This is a genomic window from Trichloromonas sp. (assembly GCF_034006665.1).
In the GTDB taxonomy this organism is placed as follows: Bacteria; Desulfobacterota; Desulfuromonadia; order Desulfuromonadales; family Trichloromonadaceae; genus Trichloromonas.
Map to the genome: position 1 here is coordinate 70559 of NZ_JAVESI010000010.1, position 20219 is coordinate 90777.

Here is a 20219-nt window from a genome sequence, read left to right on the forward strand (position 1 = left end):
TTAATCGAGGTCCGCTCATGCGTCCTGTCCTCATCATGTGTCTCACGCTGGTCGCCGTGGCCTTTGCCGGCGGCATCCAGGCCAAGATCTACCGCTATGTCGACGGCAACGGCGTCACCGTCTTCGTCGACGACGAGACGCGGGTTCCCGAGGAATACCGGAAAGAGACCACCAGCTACCGGAGCCGCCTCGATCACCTCAGCCCTGACGAACGACGTGCCCTGCGCGAGGAGGAAGAGCGGCTTCAGGCGGAAGAAGCGGCGGCGCATGCCGACCGGCGGGCCGAGGAAGAGCGCCGGGCGCTGCTGCGATCCCTGGAGACGCCGGTGACGATTCGCGGCAACCAGGTGCTGGTGCCGGTGCAGGTCGCCTTCGCCCGCAACAAGGCCGATGTCCTGCTGCTCCTCGACACCGGGGCGTCGAGCACGGTCTTTCACCGCGCCGCCGTCGAGCGCTTGCAGGTCGAAAGCGAAAAGACAGGCTTCTCCCAGGTTGCCGGCGGCGGGGTCATCCCCACCGACGTGGTGCGTTTCCAGTACATCAAGGTCGGCCCCTTCAAGCTCGACAACGCCCGGGCCATGGTCATCGACCACAAAATGACGGAAGCCCGCTTCGACGGGCTCCTCGGCATGGATTTTCTGCGCAACCTCGATTATCGTATCGATTACGACCGGCAGGTGATCCGCTGGCAACCGGAGTTGTAAAACCAGCATTCAGGGACATGGGAGGGACTGTGAAAAAAATCAGTGTAGCGGTTGTCGTCGTCGTGCTCGCCGTCGTGGCCTGGGCCGGCGCCGCCTATGTCATGGGCGGTGATGTGGAAGAGCGCTATGCTGCGTTCCTGGCGGAAGCCGGATCCTGGGGGCCGATCTCCATCGAGACGCGGAGTTATGAGCGTGGGGTCCTCTCCTCGACGGCCGAAACCGTCCTGACGGTTGCCATTCCCCAAGACGACCCGGCGGCGGCGCCGGAAACGCTGGAACTGGCCCTGGGGCAAGTCTTCCGGCATGGGCCGCTTCCCTTTGGCGGCGGTCCCGCTTTGGCCCGCATCGAAACCCGGCTGGCCGGGGTTTCGGTGAACGGCGGCGCCGCCGGGGAGTTTCTGGAAAAGTTTCCGGAGCTCAAAGAAGCCGCCCTGAAGACAAGCGTTTCCTTCGGCGGCACGACCACTAGCCGGTTACGGATTCCCCCTTTCGAGCGGCGGATCGACGAGGGCGAAATGAAGAGCGAAGGGCTCGCCTTCGAATCCGAATACGCGCCGGAGGCAAAGACTGCAGTTGGAACTCTGGAGCTGCCGGGAATGGAGTTTCGGACCGGGGAAGGGGTCGTTACCATCGGCGGTATCCGCGGCCGCTTCGATCTCAACGAGGTCCTGCCGCGGCTCTACGTCGGCAAGAATGAGGTGACCTTCGACGGATTGACCCTCAGCCGGACGAACGCTGCCGACGGGGACATTCGAGAGCTCCGGATCAAAGACCTTGCGATCACCTTGGACAGCGCCTATGAGAACGCTCTGGTCGGCTTCCGGGAGCTCGTCGAGCTGGCCGAAGTGACCGTCGATGGGGATACGTTCGGCCCTGCCGTCTTCGACCTTGAAATGAAAAACCTGGATGGTCGGGCGTTGAGCGAGTTCCAAGAGCAGCTTCAGGACATCTATCGGGGGGCGGAGAATTTCAATCCGGACGAGCAACTGGTCCAGCTCGTCCCCCTGTACTTTCAGCTTTTCAACCGGTTGCTGGAAGGCAAGCCCGAGTTGAGCATTCACCGTCTGCATCTGACTTCACCTCGCGGCAACCTGGGCGGCAACGGGCATCTGCGCTTCGTCGGCGACGATGGCGCGGGCCTGGGGGATATGGCCGTTCTGCTGCGCCAGATCGAGGCCGGCTTCGATCTGGAAATTCATGAACGGCTGGTTAGGTCGCTGCTGGGCGAGAATATGAAAAATGCGCTGGACCAGGATGAGGCTTCCGGCCTCTCCGCCGAGGAAGTCGAGCGGCAGCTCGAACAGGCTATCGACAGTGAAATCGAGGCGCTTCTGGCCCAGAATTTTGTGGTTCGCGAAGGGGATAAGCTCAAGGGAAGCGCCGGCTTCAAAAATGGCGTTCTGACTCTGAACGGTGAGGCGCTGCCGATTTTTGAAGGGGAGTGACGACCCCGGGCGAATGTCGGGGGTTGTGGAATTTCACCGGCTTGGCGTCGACGCGGAGGGATAAAGACGTGGCGCGGCGGCGTTTCCGTTGACAGAGGGCCCGTCGTTCTGTATACAGAATTGTCCGTTTGTTTGATTTCTTCATGACTTATGTGGTTGTTCCGCGATGACGATGCGGATTCGACCCCCTGCCCGGATGCGCTGCTCATGCCTAGATCAAAAGAAGCCGCTCAGGCCAACCTGGAAACTCTCCACCGCATTTTCACCGTTCCTGAAGCCCCCGATTCCACCCTGGGTGGCCTTGACCGCGAAATCGCTGGCAATGTCGCCGGATTTCTGCAGAAGCATGTGGTCGCCCTAGAACGCAAGCTCAGCGAGATCGAGCAGGATTTCAGCAGCACCCGGGTGCCCGAAGAGCCGACCTTCGTTTCCGACTACACCGATTTTCTTACCGAGAAGCTCGTCGCCCAGTCGGTGAATACCGCTTCGCCGGCCTTCATCGGGCACATGACTTCGGCCTTCCCCTACTTCATGCTGCCTCTTTCGCGGATCATGATCGCCCTCAACCAGAATCTGGTCAAGGTCGAGACCTCCAAGGCCTTCACCCCCATGGAGCGGCAGGTGCTGGCCATGCTCCATCGCTTGGTCTACGACCGGGACGACGACTTCTACGGCCGCTGGATGCATGATCCCCGACACGCCCTCGGGGCCTTCTGTTCGGGAGGGACGGTGGCCAACATCACTGCCCTCTGGGCCGCCCGCAACCGCCTCTGCGCCCCTTCCGGGGAGTTTCGCGGCATCGCCCGGGAAGGGCTGGTCAAGGCCCTGCGCCATCTCGACTGCGCCGGGCTGGCGGTGCTGGTCTCGCGCCGCGCCCATTATTCCCTGGCCAAGGCGGTCGACCTTCTCGGCATCGGCCGGGACAACCTGGTTACTGTCGAGACCGACGAGAACTGCCGCATCGATCTGCGCCGGTTGCGGGAAGAGAGCCGCCGACTGCAAGGGGAGGGGATGCGGGTGCTGGCCCTGGTCGGCATTGGCGGCACCACGGAGACCGGCAATGTCGATCCGCTGGAGGGGATGGCCGATTTCGCCGAAGAGTTGAACTGCCATTTCCACGTTGACTCGGCCTGGGGCGGACCGACCCTCTTTTCGCGGACGTACCGGCCGTTGCTCAAGGGGATCGAACGGGCCGACTCGGTCACCATCGATGCCCACAAGCAGCTCTATGCGCCGATGGGCGCGGGAATGGTGGTCTTCAAGGATCCCGAAACCCTCGCGGCCGTCGAGCATCACGCCGCCTACATCATCCGGCGCGGCTCCAAGGACCTCGGCAGCCACACCCTCGAAGGCTCGCGTCCGGGGATGGCGATGCTGGTTCATGCCGGGCTGTCGATCATCGGCCGCAAGGGCTATGAGCTGCTCATGGACGGCGGCATCGAGCGGGCCCGGCGTTTCGCCGGGATGATCGAGCGCCATCCCGACTTCGAGTTGATTACCGCGCCGGAACTGAACATCCTCACCTACCGTTACGTCCCGGCCTGGCTTCAGAAAGACCTGGCCCGGGCCGACGCCGCAACGGCGCTACGGATCAACACCCGCCTCGACCGCATCATCGAAGCCATCCAGAAACGCCAGCGGGCCGCCGGTAATTCCTTTGTTTCCCGTACCCGGCTAGCCCTGCCCCGCTATCGGAGTGAGCCGATCATCGTCTTCCGCTCGGTGCTGGCCAACCCCCTGACCACCGACGAAATCCTCGCCAAAGTCCTTGATGAACAGGTCGCCATTGCCGCCCAGCCTGATCTTGCGGCCGAGTTCGCCGAAATCATGGCCAGTCTCGCATAGGAGGAACTCTCCAGATTCGCGGCTGGAGGTAAATTCACCGCGAGGGTTCATGAACCCTCGCGGTGCACGATTGCGTCCTCGCGGGTGAGCAGGTATAAAGAATAGAATATTCAAAAATTGAAGGATTCTTTTGCCTCGGGGTTGCCGCGATGACTGAGCTTTGCCTGGAAACCGTTCTCCAAGCCGAAATCCTGCCCAGCCTGCCGGCCGTGGCGGTCAAGGTTCTATCCCTCGATCCGGAACTGGCCGCCGACGACCTGGCACGGGTCATCGCCCTGGACGCGGCGCTTTCGGCACGAATTCTGAAAACGGCCAATTCCCCCCTGTACGCGCCGGTATTGCCGGTCGGTAATATCAAGCGGGCGATCATTCGCATCGGCAACCGTCAGGTCCGCACCCTCTCCCTCGCCTTTTCCCTTGTCCCCCTGGAAAATGCCCGACTCGATTTCACACCGTTCTGGCGGCACTCCCTGACCACGGCCGTTGCTGCCCGGCGGCTGCTCAGGCGCATAAATCCGCAGATGGTGGAGGAGGGCTTTACGGCCGGACTGCTTGCCGATATCGGTGCGATTCTTTTAGCCGGAGCCCAGGCGGATCGCTATGTCGAGGTACTCAAGCGGCGCGGGACTACGGGGGAAGGTCTCGACGCGGCCGAACGGGCGGTTTTCGGCTTCGATCATACCGCCCTGGGCCTGGCGGCGGCCCGCTGCTGGCGCTTTCCCGAAGGTTTGCTGGCGGTCATCGAGCACCATCGGGATCCCCGCGGCTGGATGGGGGCGGGTGAGGTTTCTTTGCTGGTCAGGGCCGTTCATCTGGCCGGAGTGCTCGCCGATTTTTTTCAAGGCGATTGCCCCGAATGTTGCCGGGAGGGATTTATCGCCGTGGCTGGCGCAATCCCGGCGTTGCAGGGGCTCGATTTCGACGGATTTGCCCATGAGGTCGAGGAGGAAACCCGGGAGATTTCCGAGTGGATGGGGATTCATCTGCCGCCGGGGCGATCCCTCGCCGAACTGCTGGAGGAGGCCAACAGAAGGCTGGTCGCCATCAGCAGCGAGTGCGAAGAGGTGATCGAGTGGATCTACCGGACCCAGGTCGACCTGATCCGTCGGCCCGAGCCCTGATCGGATCGTCCCCGCGGAATTCGGCCGGGGGCCGGTCGCCGGCAGGCTGCCTGAGCCTTTGTTGCAAAGAAAAGGAGGAAGGGAGGAGGTTTTCATGAATGGGTCGAGACCATTGCGGGAAGCGATCCGGGCCGCATTACGGACCGAAAAGGAAGCCATGGATTTTTACCGGGCTGCAGCCCAGCGCCTGAGCGATCCCGAAGCGGCGGCCCTTTTTTCCCGTCTGGCCCGGGAAGAGCGTCAGCATGCCTATTCCTTCTACACCCTTGACCGCCGGCATGGCGATCTTCCTCCTTTCGAGGATCTGCTCGCCACTCCTCCCGACACCACCAGCTCTTGGTGGCGGGCGCTCCAGTCCCTGGCGGCGGAAAATTTCACGGCTCAAGCGGCCCTGCGCCTGGCCATTGCCGAGGAGCGGCGCCTGGAAACGGAGCTGCGTACGGCGGCTGCGGGCATCGACGACCTGCGGGCCCGCTCCATCTACCTGGCCAATGCCGCCTCCACCCAGTGCCACTGGCGCAGTCTGGAGGCGCTTTATGCCGAACGTTACGGAGCCTGAACCCATGTTGAAATACCTTCTGATTCTTCTCGCTCTGCTTTTGGCGCTGGCCATCTGGTATCGTGCCGCTGTCGCCTCGGCATGGGTCGTTTTCTTCGCCGAAGGATGCGGCCGGCAATGTGTTGCCGCTCCCCCTGACTGCCGCCACGCAGTTGACAACCTCGCCATCCTGCACGTATGATTCCAATCCGTGATTTTTCTTTAACGCAGTATTTTCTTACGAGATCAAGCCATGGCGATTCTAGCGATCCGACACTATCCCGATCCGGTTCTCAAACAGACGGCGCAGCCGGTGGAGGCTTTCGATAGCGCCCTGAAACAGTTGGTCGCGGACATGGCCGAGACCATGTACGCCGCCCCCGGCGTCGGCCTGGCCGCCCCCCAGGTCGGGGTCTCGCGGCGACTGGCGGTGATTGACTGCGCCCGCGAAGGGCAGCCGCCCCAGCTCCATACCCTGGTCAACCCCGAAATCGTCTTCCGCGAGGGGGAATCCTGCGAGGAGGAAGGCTGCCTCTCCGTTCCCTCTTATTACGCCAAGGTCGACCGTTCCTCCCGGGTGCGGGTCCGTTTTCAGGATGCGGAGGGGCAGGCGCGGGAACTGGAGGCCGAGGGGCTGCTGGCGATCTGTATCCAGCATGAACTCGACCATCTCGACGGGATTCTCTTCGTCGACCGCCTTTCCCCCCTGAAGCGGGGCATCTTCCGCAAGAAATACAAAAAAATCCTCGAACGGCAACGGGAGCAGCTGTGATCAAGCCTCAGGATATCCGCACCGTTTTCATGGGCACGCCGGAATTTGCCCTCGCCACCCTGCAAGGGCTGCTCGACTTCGGCCTCGACCTGCGCGCGGTCTACACTCAGCCGGATCGCCCCAAAGGGCGGGGCAACCAGTTGACCCCGCCGCCGGTGAAGGAACTGGCGCTCAAGCACGGCATATCCGTCCATCAGCCTCTCAAGCTGCGCGATCCGGCGGTGGTCGAGGAGTTGCGCGCCATCGCTCCCGATCTGATCGTGGTTGTCGCCTACGGGCAGATTCTGCCCAAGAGTGTGCTGGAAATTCCCCAATACGGTTGCATCAACGTGCACGCTTCGCTTTTGCCCCGCTACCGGGGGGCGGCGCCGATCAACAAGGCGATCATCGACGGGGAAACGGAGACCGGCGTGACCACCATGTATATGGATGTCGGCCTCGATACGGGCGACATGCTGATCAAGCGCGTCACCCCCATCGGCCCCCTCGAAACCGCCGGCGAGGTGCACGACCGTCTGGCTCTTCTCGGTCGCGAGGCGATGGAAGAAACCCTGCGCCGGCTCTGCGCCGGGACGTTGACGGCGGAAAAACAGGAGGATGCCCTCAGCAACTACGCGCCGATGCTCAAGAAGGAAGACGGGCTCATCGACTGGGAACGTACCGCCGCGCAGATCCACAATCAGGTGCGCGGCCTCGATCCCTGGCCCGGGGCCTACACCCAGTTGCGCGGCGAGGTGCTGAAGATCGCCCGCACCGCGCCGGAAGCGGGGAGCGGCGCGCCGGGGACGGTGCTGGCCGCTGATGCCGCCGGGGTACGTATCGCCTGCGGCGAGGGGGTGTTGCGGGTTGGTGAATTGCAGCTGCCGGGGAAAAAGCGCCTGGCCGCCGGCGATTTCCTACGCGGCTGTCCGCTGTCACCAGGAACCCGACTCGGTTCGGACTAGGCCGGGTTGCGACCATCGCGGGCTTTTTGCGGCACTGCCCTTGCCTGGTATCGGTGCCGTTATTATAGTGGGAGCAGGCGCATTGCTTTGTCTGCCCGCGAATGATAAAAACCCGTGAACGAGGTGAAATGATGAATACTCTGCGTACCGTTCTTCTCATGACCCTGCTGACCCTGGTGCTGGTCGCCGCCGGCGGCGCTCTCGGCGGGCAGGGCGGAGCGCTCTTCGCCCTGGTCCTGGCCGCCGTGATGAATCTCGGTTCCTACTGGTTTTCCGACAAGATCGTCATCAAGATGTATCGGGGGGTCGAAGTCTCCAGCGGCCCTCTTTTCGAGGTGGTCGACGAGATCTGCCGGCGCAACGATCTGCCCATGCCGAAGGTCTACCTCCTGCCCCAGCCCACCCCTAACGCCTTCGCCACCGGCCGCAATCCGCAACATGCCGTGGTCGCGGCCACCGAAGGGATTCTGCAAATCCTCTCCCGCGAGGAGTTGATGGGGGTGATGGCCCACGAGATGAGTCACGTCATGCACCGTGATATTCTCATCGGTTCCATCGCCGCGACCATCGCCGGGGCGATTTCTTACCTGTCGCACATGGCCCAATGGTCTCTTCTCTTCGGCGGCCGGGATGACGAGGACGGCAATCCGATCGCCATGATCCTGATGATGATTCTCGCCCCCCTGGCGGCTATGCTGGTGCAGATGGCGGTCTCCCGCTCCCGGGAATACGAGGCCGATAAAGGGGGTGCCAAGCTCTCCGGCAACCCCCTCTATCTGGCGAGCGCCCTGCGCAAGCTCGAAGCGGCCAACAGCCGTCAGCCCATGCCCCGGGTCAACGAAGCCACGGCGCATATGTTTATCGTCAGCCCCTTGCGCGGTGCCGGACTCAAGTCCCTTTTCTCCACCCATCCACCGGTGGAAGAGCGGGTGCGGCGTCTGGAGAGCATGGCCGCAGCCTGATTCTCCCGCTTCACCGTGGCCCGTCGGCCAGGGGTATGCCGTGCATGTCCCTGGCCTTTTCCGTCTGAAAGGATGCTTTTTTGTCTTCTTCTAACCCTCGCCAACTGGCTTTTTCCGTCCTCGGTCGGGTCGATGAGGGGGCCTATGCCGATCTCGCCCTTGACGCCGCCTTCCAGCAGGAGGCCCACCTCGACCCCCGCGATCGAGGGCTGGCGACCGAACTGGTCTACGGCACCCTGCGCCGGCGCGGGCGGCTCGACTTCGCCCTGGCCGTGTTGTGCAGCAAGCCCTTGGCCAAGGTCGAGCCGCGTGTGCTCAATCTGCTGCGTCTCGGCGCCTATCAGATCCTTTTTCTCGACAAGGTGCCGGCCCCGGCCGCCGTTCATGAAACGGTGGAACTGGCCCGACAGGAGAAGCTGGAACGGGCCACCGGCTTCATCAACGGCATCCTCCGCAACCTGATCCGGCAACGGCAGGAGCTCCCTTGGCCTGATGCCGCCGAGCCCGTCGTTTACCTGGAAAAGCTGGCCGCCTTTCCCCACTGGCTGGCCCGCTCCTGGGTCCGGCGTTTCGGCGGCGCGGCGGCGGTGGCTTTGGCCGAGGCCCTGCTCCAGCCGGCCCCCTTCACGGTACGGGTCAATACCCTGAAGCTTCCTCGCGAGGCATTTCTTGACGAACTGGAACGCCGCGGCATCGAAGCTCGCCCGACCGCCTATGCCCCCGAGGGGGTGGTGATTGGTCACCGCGGGGGCGCGGCTTTGCCCGGCGATGGCGAGGGCTGGTATCAGGTGCAGGACGAGGCGAGCATGCTCATCGCCCATCTCCTTGCTCCGAAAGCCGGCGAGAAGATTCTCGACGCCTGCGCCGCGCCGGGGGGCAAAACCACGCACCTCTGTGCTCTGGGCAACAATGCGGTGGAGGTGCTGGCTCTCGATCTCCATCCCCAGCGGGTGCGCCTGGTAACGAGCGGCGCCGACCGTCTCGGCTGCCGGGGGATCGTCGCCCGCGCCTGGGATCTGACGACGCCGCCGGAGTTTCTCGTCCCGGCGAGCTTCGACGCCGTGCTGGTCGATGCTCCGTGCAGCGGCCTCGGCGTGCTGCGGCGCAATCCGGAAATCCGCTGGCGGCGCACCGCCGCCGATATCACCCGGATGGCCGAACAGCAGCGGGCGATTCTTGCCAACGCCGCGCCCCTTCTCAAACCCGGCGGTCGCCTGCTCTACTCGGTCTGCACCCTGACCGAGGAGGAGACCGACGGGGTCCTGTCGGACTTTCTCGCCAAGCGTCCCGATTTTGTTCTGGAGGATGCACGAGAGAGTGTGCCGCCGTTCTGGGGGGAACTCTTCGGGGAGGATGGCTGTCTGCGCACCTGGTTGCGGTTTGATGCCGGCATGGATGCCTTTTTCGCCGCCCGTCTGCGCCGCCGCCCGCTTTGATGGGGATGATTTGTTTTGGCGGCGCGCGGGAAATCTGCTAAAAAGATAAACAGTTATCTTTCTCGAACAGACGCCGGTGCCGATCGCGCCTGGCGGTTTCCTCTCTGGAGAAAAGTCCATGGTTAAAATCGCTCCCTCCATCCTCTCGGCGGACTTTTCCCGCCTCGGGGAGGAGATTCGCGCCATCGAAGCGGGCGGCGCCGATTATGTTCATGTGGATGTCATGGACGGTCATTTCGTGCCGAACATCACCATCGGGCCGCTGGTCGTTGAGGCGGCGCGCAAGGTAACGAGCCTGCCTCTCGACGTGCATCTGATGATCGAAAATCCCGACCGCTACATCCCCGACTTCGCCAAGGCCGGGGCCGATATCCTCACCGTGCATCAGGAGGTGGTTCCCCATCTGCACCGCACCGTGCAGCTCATCCGCTCCCTCGGCAAGAAGGCCGGGGTTTCCATCAATCCGGCGACTCCGGTCTCGACCCTCGATTTGATCCTCAATGATCTCGATCTGGTGCTGGTGATGTCGGTCAACCCCGGTTTCGGCGGCCAGAGCTTCATCCCCTCCTGCCTGGGCAAGATCGCGGCGCTGCGGCACACCATCGCGGAGCGCGGTTTGCGGGTGGAGCTGGAAGTCGACGGCGGGGTCAAGATCGACAATATCGGGCGCATCGTTTCCGCCGGGGCCGACGTGCTGGTGGCCGGCAGCGCGGTCTTCGGCACGGACGACTACCGGAAGACCATCGCCACACTCAAGCGCAACGCCGGGGCCTGATGCTTGATCACGAGGAGGTGCGCCGGTGCCTCGCCGCCCAGCCGCCGCGCCATCTTCCCCAGGACGGGCTGCGCCCGGCGGCGGTGCTGCTGCCGCTCTTTGTCCGGGATGGCGAGGACTGGGTGCTTTTTACCCGGCGCACTGAGAAGCTCAATCACCACTCGGGAGAGATCTCCTTCCCCGGTGGGGCCTGGCATGTGGAAGACGCCGGACCCTTGGACACCGCCCTGCGCGAGACGGAGGAGGAGATGGGCATCGCTGCGCTAGACGTTCGGGTGTTGGGGCGACTGGATGACTGTATTTCGATCCACGGCTACCATGTGGTCCCCTTTGTCGGAACCTTCCCCGCGCCCTATCCCTATCGGGTCAATCGCAACGAGGTTGCCGAGGTCATCGAGTTGCCCCTGGCGCGGCTGTGCGATCCCGCCGTCTATCACGAAGAGGATTGGCGACACCGGGGCCGGATCTTCCCGGTCGGGTTCTTTACCATCGGTAGCTATCAGGTTTGGGGTCTGACCGCCGAGATCCTGCGCCGGTTTCTGCAGCGGGTTTACGGCGTCTGAAAAGAGGAGGAGAGGGCTATGGGGTTCTTCCGCCATCGCAGCTTGCAGACCAAGATCAATCTGGTCATCTTGCTGATCCTGCTGGTCTTCTTCGGCATCTTCTCGGTGATCAGCTTCCACCAGCAGCACGGTTACAGTGTCGAGGAGGCGGTGGAGAAGGCGCGGATCATCGCCGCCGCCGCGACCCGGGGGCGCCAGTATCTCTCCGACCAGTTACAGAAGGGGGGGGTCGAACTGACCCGGGAACGCTACGGTCTCATCCCCCAGGTGGTTTCGACCCAGATCGGCAGCTTGGTCGCTGCCGATCTGGGTTACTCCATCCGCCAGGTTTCCGAACGTTACCGTAATCCGAAGAATGCTCCCGACCCTTCGGAAACGACCATGCTCAAGGAGTTTTACGGGGATTCGGAGAAGCGGGAAAGCTATCGCGTCATTGATCTCGGCAAGGAACCGATCTTCCGCTACCTGCAACCGTTCCGTGTTGACGAGAGCTGTTTGCAATGCCACGGCGACCCCGCCGCGGCCCCGGCCTTTCTCAACGAGATGTTTCCCGATCCCAACGAACAATCGTTTCATTACCGGATCGGCGAGGTGATCGGCGCAGTTTCCGTGTCGATTCCCCTGGGCGGGTTGGAGGCCCAGGTGCAGCGCAAGGTCCGCACCGACCTCCTTTATTCCGGAGGGGTTCTGCTCGCCTTGGTTCTCTGCCTCGGGCTGTTGGTGCGCATGGCGGTAACCGCGCCCTTGGCCCGGCTGGGCCTGGCGATCCGCGACATTGTCCGCACCGGGCGCTTCGAAAAGCCGATTCCCCGCCGCGGACAGGACGAAATCGGTACCCTGATCGACGGCTTCAACGAGATGATGGTTCACCTCGGCGAGAAGACCGAGCACCTGGAGGAGTCGGAGAAGCGCTTCCGGGTGATGACCGAAACGGTGCGCGACGGCATGGTTTCCTTCCTTGGTACCGGCCAGGTCATTCTTTTCAACCGCCAGGCCGAACGCATCTTCGGCTACAGCAAGCGCGAAATAATGGGTGTTTCGGTGGCGCGTCTGGTTCATGAGGAATGCGTGGAATTACACCAGGCGGGAGTCGAGGATTATCTCAAAGGCAACGCCGCGCAGCTGATTCGCAAGTTGCATAAAATCCCCGGTCGCCGGCGGGACGGTTCCCGGATCCCGCTGGAACTCTCTCTGGCCGTGGCCGAGTCGGACGGCCATCTCTTCTATACCGCTATCGTCCGCGAGACGGACTAAATACCGCCGTTGCGTTGCGCGGGCAGGGGATGAATCGCGCCTCTGTTCGGCCTTACCCTCACTCGGTACGGAATGCTCCATGCCCAGTCTAAATGACCGCTCCCGGCGGTTTCTTGAAGAGCTCGGCCGGCGCCTGATTATCGGCGACGGCGCCATGGGCACCCTGCTCTACAGTCGCGGGGTGCGGCTCGACACGAATTTCGAATATCTCAATCTCAGTGCTCCCGAGCTGGTCGGGCAGGTGCATGCCGAATATCTGGCCGCCGGTTCTCGATTGATTGAAACCAATACCTTCGGTGCCAATGCCCCGCGTCTGGCCGGTTTCGGGTTGGAAAGCCGGACTCGGGCGATTAATCTGGCTGGCGCACGTCTGGCCCGCGAGGCGGCCGGTGACGGCGCCTACGTCGCCGGGTCGGTAGGCCCGTTGCAGCGTCCTCGGGGGGAGGAGAACGGGATCTCCCGGGAGCAGACGCAAGCCGCTCTGCGCGAACAGATGGAGGCCCTGGCCGAAGGGGGTGTCGATCTGTTCATCCTCGAAACCTTCGCTGATCTCGACGATCTGGAGTTGGGGGTGGCCGTCGCCCGGGAACTGGGACTGCCGGTGGTGGCGCAGATGGCTTTTCTCCAAGAGGGCCGTACCCGTGACGGGGTTTCCGCCGAACAGGCGGCGATCAGGCTGACGAAAGCCGGCGCCACGATGATCGGCGCCAATTGCGGCGCCGGTCCGCGTGAGCTTCTGCAGGTCGTAACGCGCATGGCCGCCGTCTCTTCATTACCCCTGTCGGCTTTTCCCAACTCGGGCTTCCCCGAATATGTGGAGGGGCGCTATATCTACCTCACGACGCCGGAATATTTCGCCGGCATGGGCCGAGAACTGGCGCAGGCCGGGGCGGTGCTGCTCGGCGGCTGCTGCGGTACGACTCCGGAGCATATCCGCGCTTTGACTGGCGCCCTTGCCGACCTGGCCCCGGTGTCGACGCCGAGAGTCGTGCTCCCTGCGGAGAGCTCCGGGGCGCCTGCGCCGTCGCGACCGGAATCCCGCCCCGATTTTCTCGCCGACTGGGGGAAGCGGCCGATCGTGACCGTGGAACTCGATCCGCCCCGCGGGCTGAACTGCGACAAGATCTTGGCCGGTGCCCGCCTTCTCGCTACGGCCGACGTCGATGCCATCAGCCTGGCGGAGAATCCCCTGGGGCGTATCCGCCTGGGAAATATCGCCCTCGCTCGGACGATTCAGGAAGAGACCGGCACCGAGGTCATTGTCCATGTAACCTGTCGCGATCGCAATCTCATCGGCCTCCATTCCGAACTGATGGGCGCCCACCTCCTCGGGATCCGCAATATCCTTGCGGTCACCGGCGATCCGGTGGCGGTAGGGGGGGAGTCGGGGGCGACCAATGTCTTTGATCTCAATTCCGTCAGCCTGTTGGAACTCCTCTCCGCTCTCAATGCCGGTCAGAACCTTCTCGGCGCAGAACTCGGCGGCCGTACCCGGTTTCTGCTCGGCGCCGCTTTCAATCCCAACCTGACGACCATGGAAGGGCAGCTGCGCAAGCTCGCAAAAAAAGTGGCGGCCGGTGCTCGTTTCGTGCAGACTCAGCCGGTCTATTCACCGCGGATTCTGGACAAGCTGCTAACGCTGACCGCCGCTTTCCGGATTCCGGTGCTGGTGGGGATCCTGCCGCTGGTGAGCGAGCGCAATGCCGAATTTCTGCACAATGAGGTGCCCGGTATCTTGCTTCCCGATGAGGTGCGGCAACGCATGCGTGGCAAGCAGGGGGAGGCGGGGGTGCGGGAAGGAATGGCGATCGCCCGGGAGTTGATTGCGGCGGGGCGGGGACGATGTGGCGGCTACTATCTCATGCCCCCTTTCGGCAGGGTCGAGCTGGCCTTGGAGTTGATGGAATTCATTCGCCGGGGGGCGAATTGAGGCCAAGAATTTTTGCCAGGTCTCCCCGTTCGTCCAGTTCGAAAAGTTCGTCGCAGCCGCCGATCAGATATCCGTCGACGAAGATTTGCGGGACTGTTTGCCGGCCACTGCGTTGGTGCATTTCAAGGGCTTTTTCCGGGTCATCGCTAATGTCGATTTCGCGAAAAGCGACTCCTTTGATGCGCAGCAGTTCCTTGGCGCGCCAGCAGTAGGGACAGTGGCTTTTGGTGTAGATTTCTACGGATTTCATGGGGTCGGCGCTCCGGTGTTAAGAATTGTGGTCATTCTAGCGCAGTATTCGGGGCCGGCAAGGCTTGGTGGAAAAAAGGAGGCGTATGGCGAGGAATAAGGCCTGGCGATGGCTGGTGCTGATTTGCTGCTTGCCGCTGTTGGCGTGCGCGGTTCTGAATTCCCCCGCCGACCGGCATGAGGCGGCGAGCACGGACTTCACCCGCAGGTTGCGCTGGCTCGATGTCGGCGGCGCGGCCCAGTATCTGGACAGTCAGGTCAGGGAGGAGTTTCTTGAACGTTTTTCCGGGGAGGATCTGCGCATCGTCGAATTTTCCTTGGAACGGGTCGAGTTTTCCGACGAGGACCGGCGCGCCGCCGCCTGGTACCTGCTGGAGTATCATCTGCTCCCGTCCTCAACGGTGCGTCGGGAGCGCTTTCGTCTCGATTGGGAATACCGGGAAGAGGGACGGATGAGTCCCGGTACCTGGTACATCGTCACGCCCTTTCCTTCTCTCCCCTGAGCCGGCGACGGTCCGCCGCCCGAGGTTCCGGTTCCGCGTCATCGGTTCTTTTTTCGCGCTCGGGGCCGCTTTGCGTCCTGCGCGGAAACCCTTGCAGCTGCTTGAATTAATGCAACCGGGGGGGCGCGTGCTCTTCCCTTAGGGCAAAATACGCAAATTTTCCCTTGCTTTAGGTCTTCCATTTGTGATATTTAACTGCATACTGTATACAAGATAGGGAGAGGCGATTACCGTAAAGGTGCGTGGTCTTTCCCTTTTTTCAAGGGATTTCCGTTCATTTCACGTGATGGGGAATGGGTCTCACGGGAGGTCGATCTTGTCTCAAGTCATTTTTTCCAGTTGGGGACGAAACGTAGTAGATAACCGTCAAGGCGGGAGCGCCGAGGATGAAGGCGCTTACCAGAAGTTGCCGGTCACCTTTGACGGCACCCGTCCTTGGGGGGCTTTCATGGGATGGAATGGCGTGATCGTCACCGATCCCAAGGTTGACATCGTCGCCATGGCCGCCGAGTATGCCCGTCGGGTGCAGGAAGATTACTGTTGCGCCAAGTGTACGCCCGGAAAACGCGGAACCCGGGTGATGCAGGATGCCCTTGCGCGGATTCTTGCCGGTCAGGGTTCGGAGGAGGATCTCACCACCATCGAGAATCTCGGTGAGTTGCTGAAAAACTGCAAGTGCACCCTGTGCATGACTTCGGTTGTACCGGTGATCGACACCATCAAATACTTCCGTGAGGACTACCTGGCTTATATCCGCGGTGCGCGCAAACCCGCCGGGGGGGGGAAGTATGTGGTCAAGTTGACCGCTCCCTGTCAGGATCGCTGTCCGGCTCATATTGACATTCCCGCCTATATCGAGCAAATCAAGGACTACCGCTTCGGCGATGCGCTTGCGACCATCCGTCAGAACATGCCGTTGCCTTCGGTCTGCGGCCGGGTCTGTCCTCATCCCTGTGAATCCGCCTGCCGGCGCAAGAATGTCGACGAATCGGTGAGCATCATGGTGCTCAAACGTACCGCCTCCGACTACGAGTGGCAGCACAACCAGATTCCGCCCCTGCGGCCGAAGCCCCGCAAGGACAAGACGGTGGCGGTGGTCGGAGCCGGCCCGGCCGGATTGACGGCCGCCTACTATCTGGCTTTGGAAGGCTATCCCGTCACCATCTATGAAGCCCTTCCCGAAGGATACGGGGGCGGTATGATTGCCGTCGGGATCCCTCCCTACCGGATGCCGCGACACATTCTCCAGCGGGATATCGATATTATCGAGAGCATCGGGGTGAAGATCGTCTATAACACCCGGGTCGGCAAGGATATTACTCTGCCGGAACTGAAGGAAAAATTTAATGCCGTTTTTCTGGCTCCTGGCGCCCATCGCAGCAAGCCGATGGGGGTCGAAGGGGAAGACAAGGGCTACAAGGGTTTTCTCCCCGGTGGTATCGACTTCCTGCGTGAGGCCTATATGGGGCGCCCGACGGGTATGGGCAAGAAGGTCGTCGTCGTCGGCGGCGGTAACACCGCCATTGACTGTGTCCGCGTCGCCTTGCGCGAGGGGGCCGAGGAATCGATTTTGCTCTACCGTCGTTCCCGCAAAGAAATGCCCGCCGACGTCTGGGAGGTTGATGGGGCTGAGGAAGAAGGCGTACGTTTTGAGTTCCTGGTGTTGCCGACCAAGATCATCGTCGACGCCAAGGAGCAGGTTACCGGCGTTGAGTGTGTGCGCATGGAACTGGGCGAGCCTGACGCCTCCGGACGCCGGCGTCCGCAACCCGTGCCGGGGAGCGAGTTCGTCGTTGAGTGCGATACGGTTATTCCGGCCATCGGCCAGGATCCCGACCTGGGTTTCATCCCCGAGAAAATGGGCATTGATATCACCAAATGGAATACTGTGGTGACCAAGGCCCTGCCGTTGAAGAATCCCAAGGGTCGCGATCTCAACGACAGCATGGGCAACCCTCTGTCCCGGACCCTGATTACCGATTTGGAAGGGGTCTTCGCTGGTGGCGACGCCGAGATCGGCCCCCTGACCGTGGTTGCCTGCGTCGGCAACGCACACCGCGCCGCGCGCGTCATCCAGCGCTGGCTGGAAGAGGGTAAGGCCTATCTGACCGATGAGGAGATTCTCGAAGACATCCTCACGCACCTGAGTGTTTACGACAAGAATGAAGAGGTCGCTTGGCTCGATGTTGTGGGCCGCGCCCATCAAAACGAAATTCATGGCCGGGAACGGGCCAGCCACAAAAACTACTGCGAGGTGGAACTCGGCTTCGCGGACAGCCAGGCAGTACGGGAAGCCGAGCGTTGCCTCCGCTGTTACCGTGTGGCGATGCTCGCTATGTAGTTCATCCATATTATCGAGGTTCAAGGGGTCAGGGAGCCGGAAAGCCGGGCCCTGCCCCCTTCGTCTTTAGCCAGGTTCTGAGGTGAAAATCATATGGTCACACTGACAATTGACGGCAAGACCGCTACCGTCCCCGCGGGATCGACGATTCTGGAAGCTGCCCAGCAGGTGGGGATTCGCATCCCGACCTTGTGCTGGTTGCAGAAAGTCTCTCCGACCGGTGCCTGCCGGATCTGTGTGGTGGAGATCGAGGGCGTGGCCCGGCCTATGACGGCATGTAATACGCCGGTCAAGGAAGGGATTGTCGTTACCACCCAGTCGGAAAAGCTGCGTGCCATCCGCAAGCAGGTTGTCGAGTTGCTGCTGGTCAATCATCCTCTTGATTGCCCGGTCTGTGACGCCGGTGGTGAATGTGATCTGCAGAATATCTGTTACGAGTTGAACGTAACGCAGCAGCCCTTTGTCGCCGAAGATGTGAATCCCCCCGTCATCAACGGCTGGCCGCTGATCCAGCAGGTTCCCAATCGCTGCATCCTTTGCGAGAAATGTGTCAAGGTCTGTCATGAGACGATCGGCGCCAGTGCCCTGTTCGTCAACGACAAGGGGGACAGGAGCTTCATCGACAAGAACCTGAATCTCTGCGAATTCTGCGGTAACTGCGTTGCGGTCTGCCCGACCGGAACCATGATTTCCAAAACTTTCAAGTTCAAGGCCCGTCCCTGGGAACTGACCAAGGTTCCGACCGTGTGTACCTACTGCGGCAGCCACTGTCAGGTGGACCTCAATGTCAAGCAGGGCAAGGTTCTGCGCGTAACATCCGAGGATGGCGTTACCGTTAATGATGGTAATCTCTGCATCGGCGGGTTCTTTGGTCACGGCTACCTCGATTCTCCCAAACGTCTGATCCAGCCGATGATCCGGCAGGGAGATGCGCTCGCCCCCACAACCTGGGATGAGGCTCTAAATCTGGTGGCCGGCAAGTTGCGTGATGCGGGTGGGGCGGCGGTTGCCGCCCTCGGGTCGGCTCGTCTGAGCAACGAAGACAACTATTTGATGCAGAAGTTTTTCCGGGCGGCCGTCGGCACGAACAATCTCGATAGCGACTCCCGTTTTGGCGCGCTGCGCGCATTCAAAACCTTGAATGGTGCCCTAGGGGCCGTGGGGGCGACCAACAGCATTGATAATCTCGCCAAGGCCGATGTGGTTCTGGTCTTCGCCGCTGACGTGACCGCCGAAGCTCCCGCACTTGACTGGAAGATCCAGCAGTCCTGCCGCAAGGCGGACGGCAAACTGGTGGTGGCCAACATGCGGCAGGTCAAGCTGACCCGTTATGCCAACAGCCATCTCGCTTACCGTCCAGGGAGTGAAATTGCTTTGGCCGAAGCTTTGGCTAAGCTGATTGTGGAAAAGGGTTTGGTTGATGAAGCTGTGCTGGGCAAACAGGTCGGCAACTTCGCTGAACTGAAAAAGGCGCTGGCGGCTGTCGATGTCAAGAAAGCGGCGGCGGTGACCGGTGTCAGTGAAGTACTGCTCAATGAGGCTGCAACCTATCTTGGAAAAGGGAAGAATGTGGCGGTTCTCTTCGGCAGTGACCTGACCCGTGCGGCGGGGGCCGAGGAGAAAATTGCCGCGCTGGTCAACCTGGCGCTGGTTTGTGGGGTGCTGGGAAGCGAGTTCGGCGGCCTCTATCCTCTTGATGAAAAGGGCAATACCCAGGGGCTGGTGGACATGGGTATGGCCGCTGATCTTCTCCCCGGGCCCAAGGATTATACCCAGGCCCGAGGCGAATTCGAGAAACTCTGGAATACCACTTTGCCTGCTTCGGCTAGGGATGCGTTGGCGATACTTGAAGGGGTTGAAAAGGGCGAGATCAAGGTACTCTACCTGATCGCGACCAACCCTCTGGTGAGTTATCCGGAGAGCGGCCGCTGGCGCAAGGCTTTGGAGAAGGTTGAGTTTCTGGTGGTGCAGGATATCCTTGCCAGCGATCTGGAGTCTTTCGCCGATGTCGTTCTCCCCGCTGCCGCTGTCGTCGAGAAGAACGGCAGCGTAACCTCCCTCGACCATCAGCTCAGCAAACTCGGTAAAGCGCGCAATCCCCTCGGCGAAGCCCGGGCGGATTTGGACATTTTTGCCGCACTTTATCGCCTGCTTGATCCGAAGGCTGAGGCGATTACCCTCGACTCGATCACCGCCGAGATCAAGCAGACCGTTCCGGTCTATGGCAGCGTCGGTCCCTGTGGCGGTGAGCGGTGTCGTTACGCTCTGCGCTTGCCCTTTGTGTCTAAGGAGAAAGGGTTGAGCTTCACTCCCGTAAAAGCCGCCACAGCGGCTGGTGAGGGCATGCACCTGTTGAGCGGTAAGCTTCTTTTCCACTTCGGTACGACCTCGACTTACGCTGAAGGCAATCTGGAAGTCGCCGACTCCGGTTATGTCGAGATGAATACCGCTGATGCACAGAAGCTGGGGGTGAAAGATGGCGATGCGGTCAAGGTGACTTCAACAGTCGCCAGTGTGACCGGCAAGATCAAGGTGGGCGATAAGGTTCCTGCGGGATTGCTCTTCGCGCCTTACCATTTTGCTGATCTTAATATTCAGCAGTTGATGCCCGCCGGGTCAAACCTTGTCGCCGTGTCGGTTACCAAAGCCTGATCATCTTTCATTCGATGAGTTATCTCATGGCGTCCCGTGATCTGCGGGGCGCCATTTCTTTGTTTGCCCAGCGTAGCGGGCAAACCCGGCCTGTTGCAAGAGACAGGCGTCACCCCGGCCAGGGGGAAGACAATCCGAATCGCAAGGGCGTTGCTGGTAACGGCAGGGTCTGAAGGAAGCGATAG

The 20219-nt window shown here is 61.7% G+C and carries 18 protein-coding genes; 17 read left to right on the plus strand and 1 reads right to left on the minus strand.

Going from position 1 to position 20219, the window contains the following annotated elements; all coding sequences use genetic code 11:
* Nucleotides 1-17 precede the first annotated feature (17 nt).
* The 14 genes from RBR25_RS06165 (at nt 18) to RBR25_RS06230 (ending at nt 14289) form a co-directional block, all read left to right on the plus strand.
* Nucleotides 18-704: an aspartyl protease family protein gene (locus RBR25_RS06165; protein ID WP_432818665.1), complete on the plus strand. Its 687-nt coding sequence runs from the start codon at nt 18-20 to the stop codon at nt 702-704.
* A 29-nt stretch (nt 705-733) separates the two neighbouring features.
* On the plus strand, nt 734-2149 hold the full coding sequence (locus tag RBR25_RS06170) for a YdgA family protein (RefSeq protein WP_432818666.1): 1416 nt from the start codon (nt 734-736) through the stop codon (nt 2147-2149).
* A gap of 207 nt (nt 2150-2356) precedes the next feature.
* Entirely contained in the window at nt 2357-3994 is a 1638-nt protein-coding gene (gene panP, locus RBR25_RS06175; RefSeq protein WP_432818667.1) for a pyridoxal-dependent aspartate 1-decarboxylase PanP, read from the plus strand.
* A gap of 149 nt (nt 3995-4143) precedes the next feature.
* Nucleotides 4144-5115, plus strand: coding sequence for an HDOD domain-containing protein (locus tag RBR25_RS06180; RefSeq protein WP_432818668.1), 972 nt, complete (start codon nt 4144-4146; stop codon nt 5113-5115).
* A gap of 94 nt (nt 5116-5209) precedes the next feature.
* Nucleotides 5210-5674, plus strand: a complete 465-nt coding sequence (locus RBR25_RS06185) for a ferritin-like domain-containing protein (protein ID WP_432818669.1) — start codon at nt 5210-5212, stop codon at nt 5672-5674.
* A gap of 4 nt (nt 5675-5678) precedes the next feature.
* A complete protein-coding gene (locus RBR25_RS06190) occupies nt 5679-5855 on the plus strand; it encodes a hypothetical protein (protein ID WP_432818670.1) in 177 nt (58 codons plus the stop codon).
* A 51-nt stretch (nt 5856-5906) separates the two neighbouring features.
* Entirely contained in the window at nt 5907-6425 is a 519-nt protein-coding gene (gene def / locus RBR25_RS06195; protein ID WP_432818671.1) for a peptide deformylase, read from the plus strand.
* Between the two features lie 29 nt (nt 6426-6454).
* Nucleotides 6455-7369, plus strand: coding sequence for a methionyl-tRNA formyltransferase (gene fmt / locus RBR25_RS06200; RefSeq protein WP_432818683.1), 915 nt, complete (start codon nt 6455-6457; stop codon nt 7367-7369).
* 131 nt (nt 7370-7500) lie between these two features.
* Nucleotides 7501-8331 carry a zinc metalloprotease HtpX gene (gene htpX, locus RBR25_RS06205; RefSeq protein ID WP_432818684.1) on the plus strand — a complete coding sequence of 277 codons (831 nt, stop codon included), beginning with the start codon at nt 7501-7503 and terminating at the stop codon, nt 8329-8331.
* A gap of 80 nt (nt 8332-8411) precedes the next feature.
* On the plus strand, nt 8412-9767 hold the full coding sequence (gene rsmB / locus RBR25_RS06210) for a 16S rRNA (cytosine(967)-C(5))-methyltransferase RsmB (RefSeq protein WP_432818672.1): 1356 nt from the start codon (nt 8412-8414) through the stop codon (nt 9765-9767).
* 118 nt (nt 9768-9885) lie between these two features.
* Nucleotides 9886-10542, plus strand: coding sequence for a ribulose-phosphate 3-epimerase (gene rpe, locus RBR25_RS06215; RefSeq protein WP_432818673.1), 657 nt, complete (start codon nt 9886-9888; stop codon nt 10540-10542).
* The gene (locus tag RBR25_RS06220; RefSeq protein ID WP_432818674.1) at nt 10542-11105 is read left to right on the plus strand and encodes a CoA pyrophosphatase; all 564 of its coding nucleotides are present in this window, start codon (nt 10542-10544) and stop codon (nt 11103-11105) included. Before rpe ends, RBR25_RS06220 begins: the two co-directional genes overlap by 1 nt.
* Before the next feature lie 18 nt (nt 11106-11123).
* Nucleotides 11124-12359, plus strand: a complete 1236-nt coding sequence (locus RBR25_RS06225; RefSeq protein WP_432818675.1) for a c-type heme family protein — start codon at nt 11124-11126, stop codon at nt 12357-12359.
* A 79-nt stretch (nt 12360-12438) separates the two neighbouring features.
* Nucleotides 12439-14289 carry a bifunctional homocysteine S-methyltransferase/methylenetetrahydrofolate reductase gene (locus tag RBR25_RS06230; RefSeq protein ID WP_432818676.1) on the plus strand — a complete coding sequence of 617 codons (1851 nt, stop codon included), beginning with the start codon at nt 12439-12441 and terminating at the stop codon, nt 14287-14289.
* Here the strand turns inward: RBR25_RS06230 and grxC are convergent.
* On the minus strand, nt 14267-14539 hold the full coding sequence (gene grxC, locus RBR25_RS06235) for a glutaredoxin 3 (RefSeq protein WP_432818677.1): 273 nt from the start codon (nt 14537-14539) through the stop codon (nt 14267-14269). The two genes, RBR25_RS06230 and grxC, sit on opposite strands and share 23 nt — an antisense overlap.
* Before the next feature lie 85 nt (nt 14540-14624).
* Here grxC and RBR25_RS06240 point away from each other — a divergent pair, with 85 nt between their 5' ends.
* The 3 genes from RBR25_RS06240 to RBR25_RS06250 all read left to right on the plus strand — a co-directional run bounded on the left by RBR25_RS06240 (nt 14625) and on the right by RBR25_RS06250 (nt 20034).
* The gene (locus RBR25_RS06240) at nt 14625-15041 is read left to right on the plus strand and encodes a hypothetical protein (protein WP_432818678.1); all 417 of its coding nucleotides are present in this window, start codon (nt 14625-14627) and stop codon (nt 15039-15041) included.
* Nucleotides 15042-15357: 316 nt separating this feature from the next.
* Nucleotides 15358-17382, plus strand: a complete 2025-nt coding sequence (locus RBR25_RS06245) for an FAD-dependent oxidoreductase (RefSeq protein ID WP_432818679.1) — start codon at nt 15358-15360, stop codon at nt 17380-17382.
* A 93-nt stretch (nt 17383-17475) separates the two neighbouring features.
* Nucleotides 17476-20034, plus strand: coding sequence for a molybdopterin-dependent oxidoreductase (locus RBR25_RS06250; RefSeq protein WP_432818680.1), 2559 nt, complete (start codon nt 17476-17478; stop codon nt 20032-20034).
* Nucleotides 20035-20219: the final 185 nt, after the last annotated feature.

Excerpts from the sequence above, each read along its gene's own strand:
- RBR25_RS06165 (WP_432818665.1), top strand. The coding sequence starts at position 18 with ATGCGTCCTGTCCTCATCATGTGTCTCACGCTGGTCGCCGTGGCCTTT.
- panP (WP_432818667.1), top strand. The coding sequence starts at position 2,357 with ATGCCTAGATCAAAAGAAGCCGCTCAGGCCAACCTGGAAACTCTCCAC.
- RBR25_RS06180 (WP_432818668.1), top strand. The coding sequence starts at position 4,144 with ATGACTGAGCTTTGCCTGGAAACCGTTCTCCAAGCCGAAATCCTGCCC.
- RBR25_RS06185 (WP_432818669.1), top strand. The coding sequence starts at position 5,210 with ATGAATGGGTCGAGACCATTGCGGGAAGCGATCCGGGCCGCATTACGG.
- RBR25_RS06190 (WP_432818670.1), top strand. The coding sequence starts at position 5,679 with ATGTTGAAATACCTTCTGATTCTTCTCGCTCTGCTTTTGGCGCTGGCC.
- def (WP_432818671.1), top strand. The coding sequence starts at position 5,907 with ATGGCGATTCTAGCGATCCGACACTATCCCGATCCGGTTCTCAAACAG.
- fmt (WP_432818683.1), top strand. The coding sequence starts at position 6,455 with ATGGGCACGCCGGAATTTGCCCTCGCCACCCTGCAAGGGCTGCTCGAC.
- htpX (WP_432818684.1), top strand. The coding sequence starts at position 7,501 with ATGAATACTCTGCGTACCGTTCTTCTCATGACCCTGCTGACCCTGGTG.
- rpe (WP_432818673.1), top strand. The coding sequence starts at position 9,886 with ATGGTTAAAATCGCTCCCTCCATCCTCTCGGCGGACTTTTCCCGCCTC.
- RBR25_RS06220 (WP_432818674.1), top strand. The coding sequence starts at position 10,542 with ATGCTTGATCACGAGGAGGTGCGCCGGTGCCTCGCCGCCCAGCCGCCG.
- RBR25_RS06225 (WP_432818675.1), top strand. The coding sequence starts at position 11,124 with ATGGGGTTCTTCCGCCATCGCAGCTTGCAGACCAAGATCAATCTGGTC.
- RBR25_RS06230 (WP_432818676.1), top strand. The coding sequence starts at position 12,439 with ATGCCCAGTCTAAATGACCGCTCCCGGCGGTTTCTTGAAGAGCTCGGC.
- grxC (WP_432818677.1), bottom strand. The coding sequence starts at position 14,539 with ATGAAATCCGTAGAAATCTACACCAAAAGCCACTGTCCCTACTGCTGG.
- RBR25_RS06240 (WP_432818678.1), top strand. The coding sequence starts at position 14,625 with ATGGCGAGGAATAAGGCCTGGCGATGGCTGGTGCTGATTTGCTGCTTG.
- RBR25_RS06250 (WP_432818680.1), top strand. The coding sequence starts at position 17,476 with ATGGTCACACTGACAATTGACGGCAAGACCGCTACCGTCCCCGCGGGA.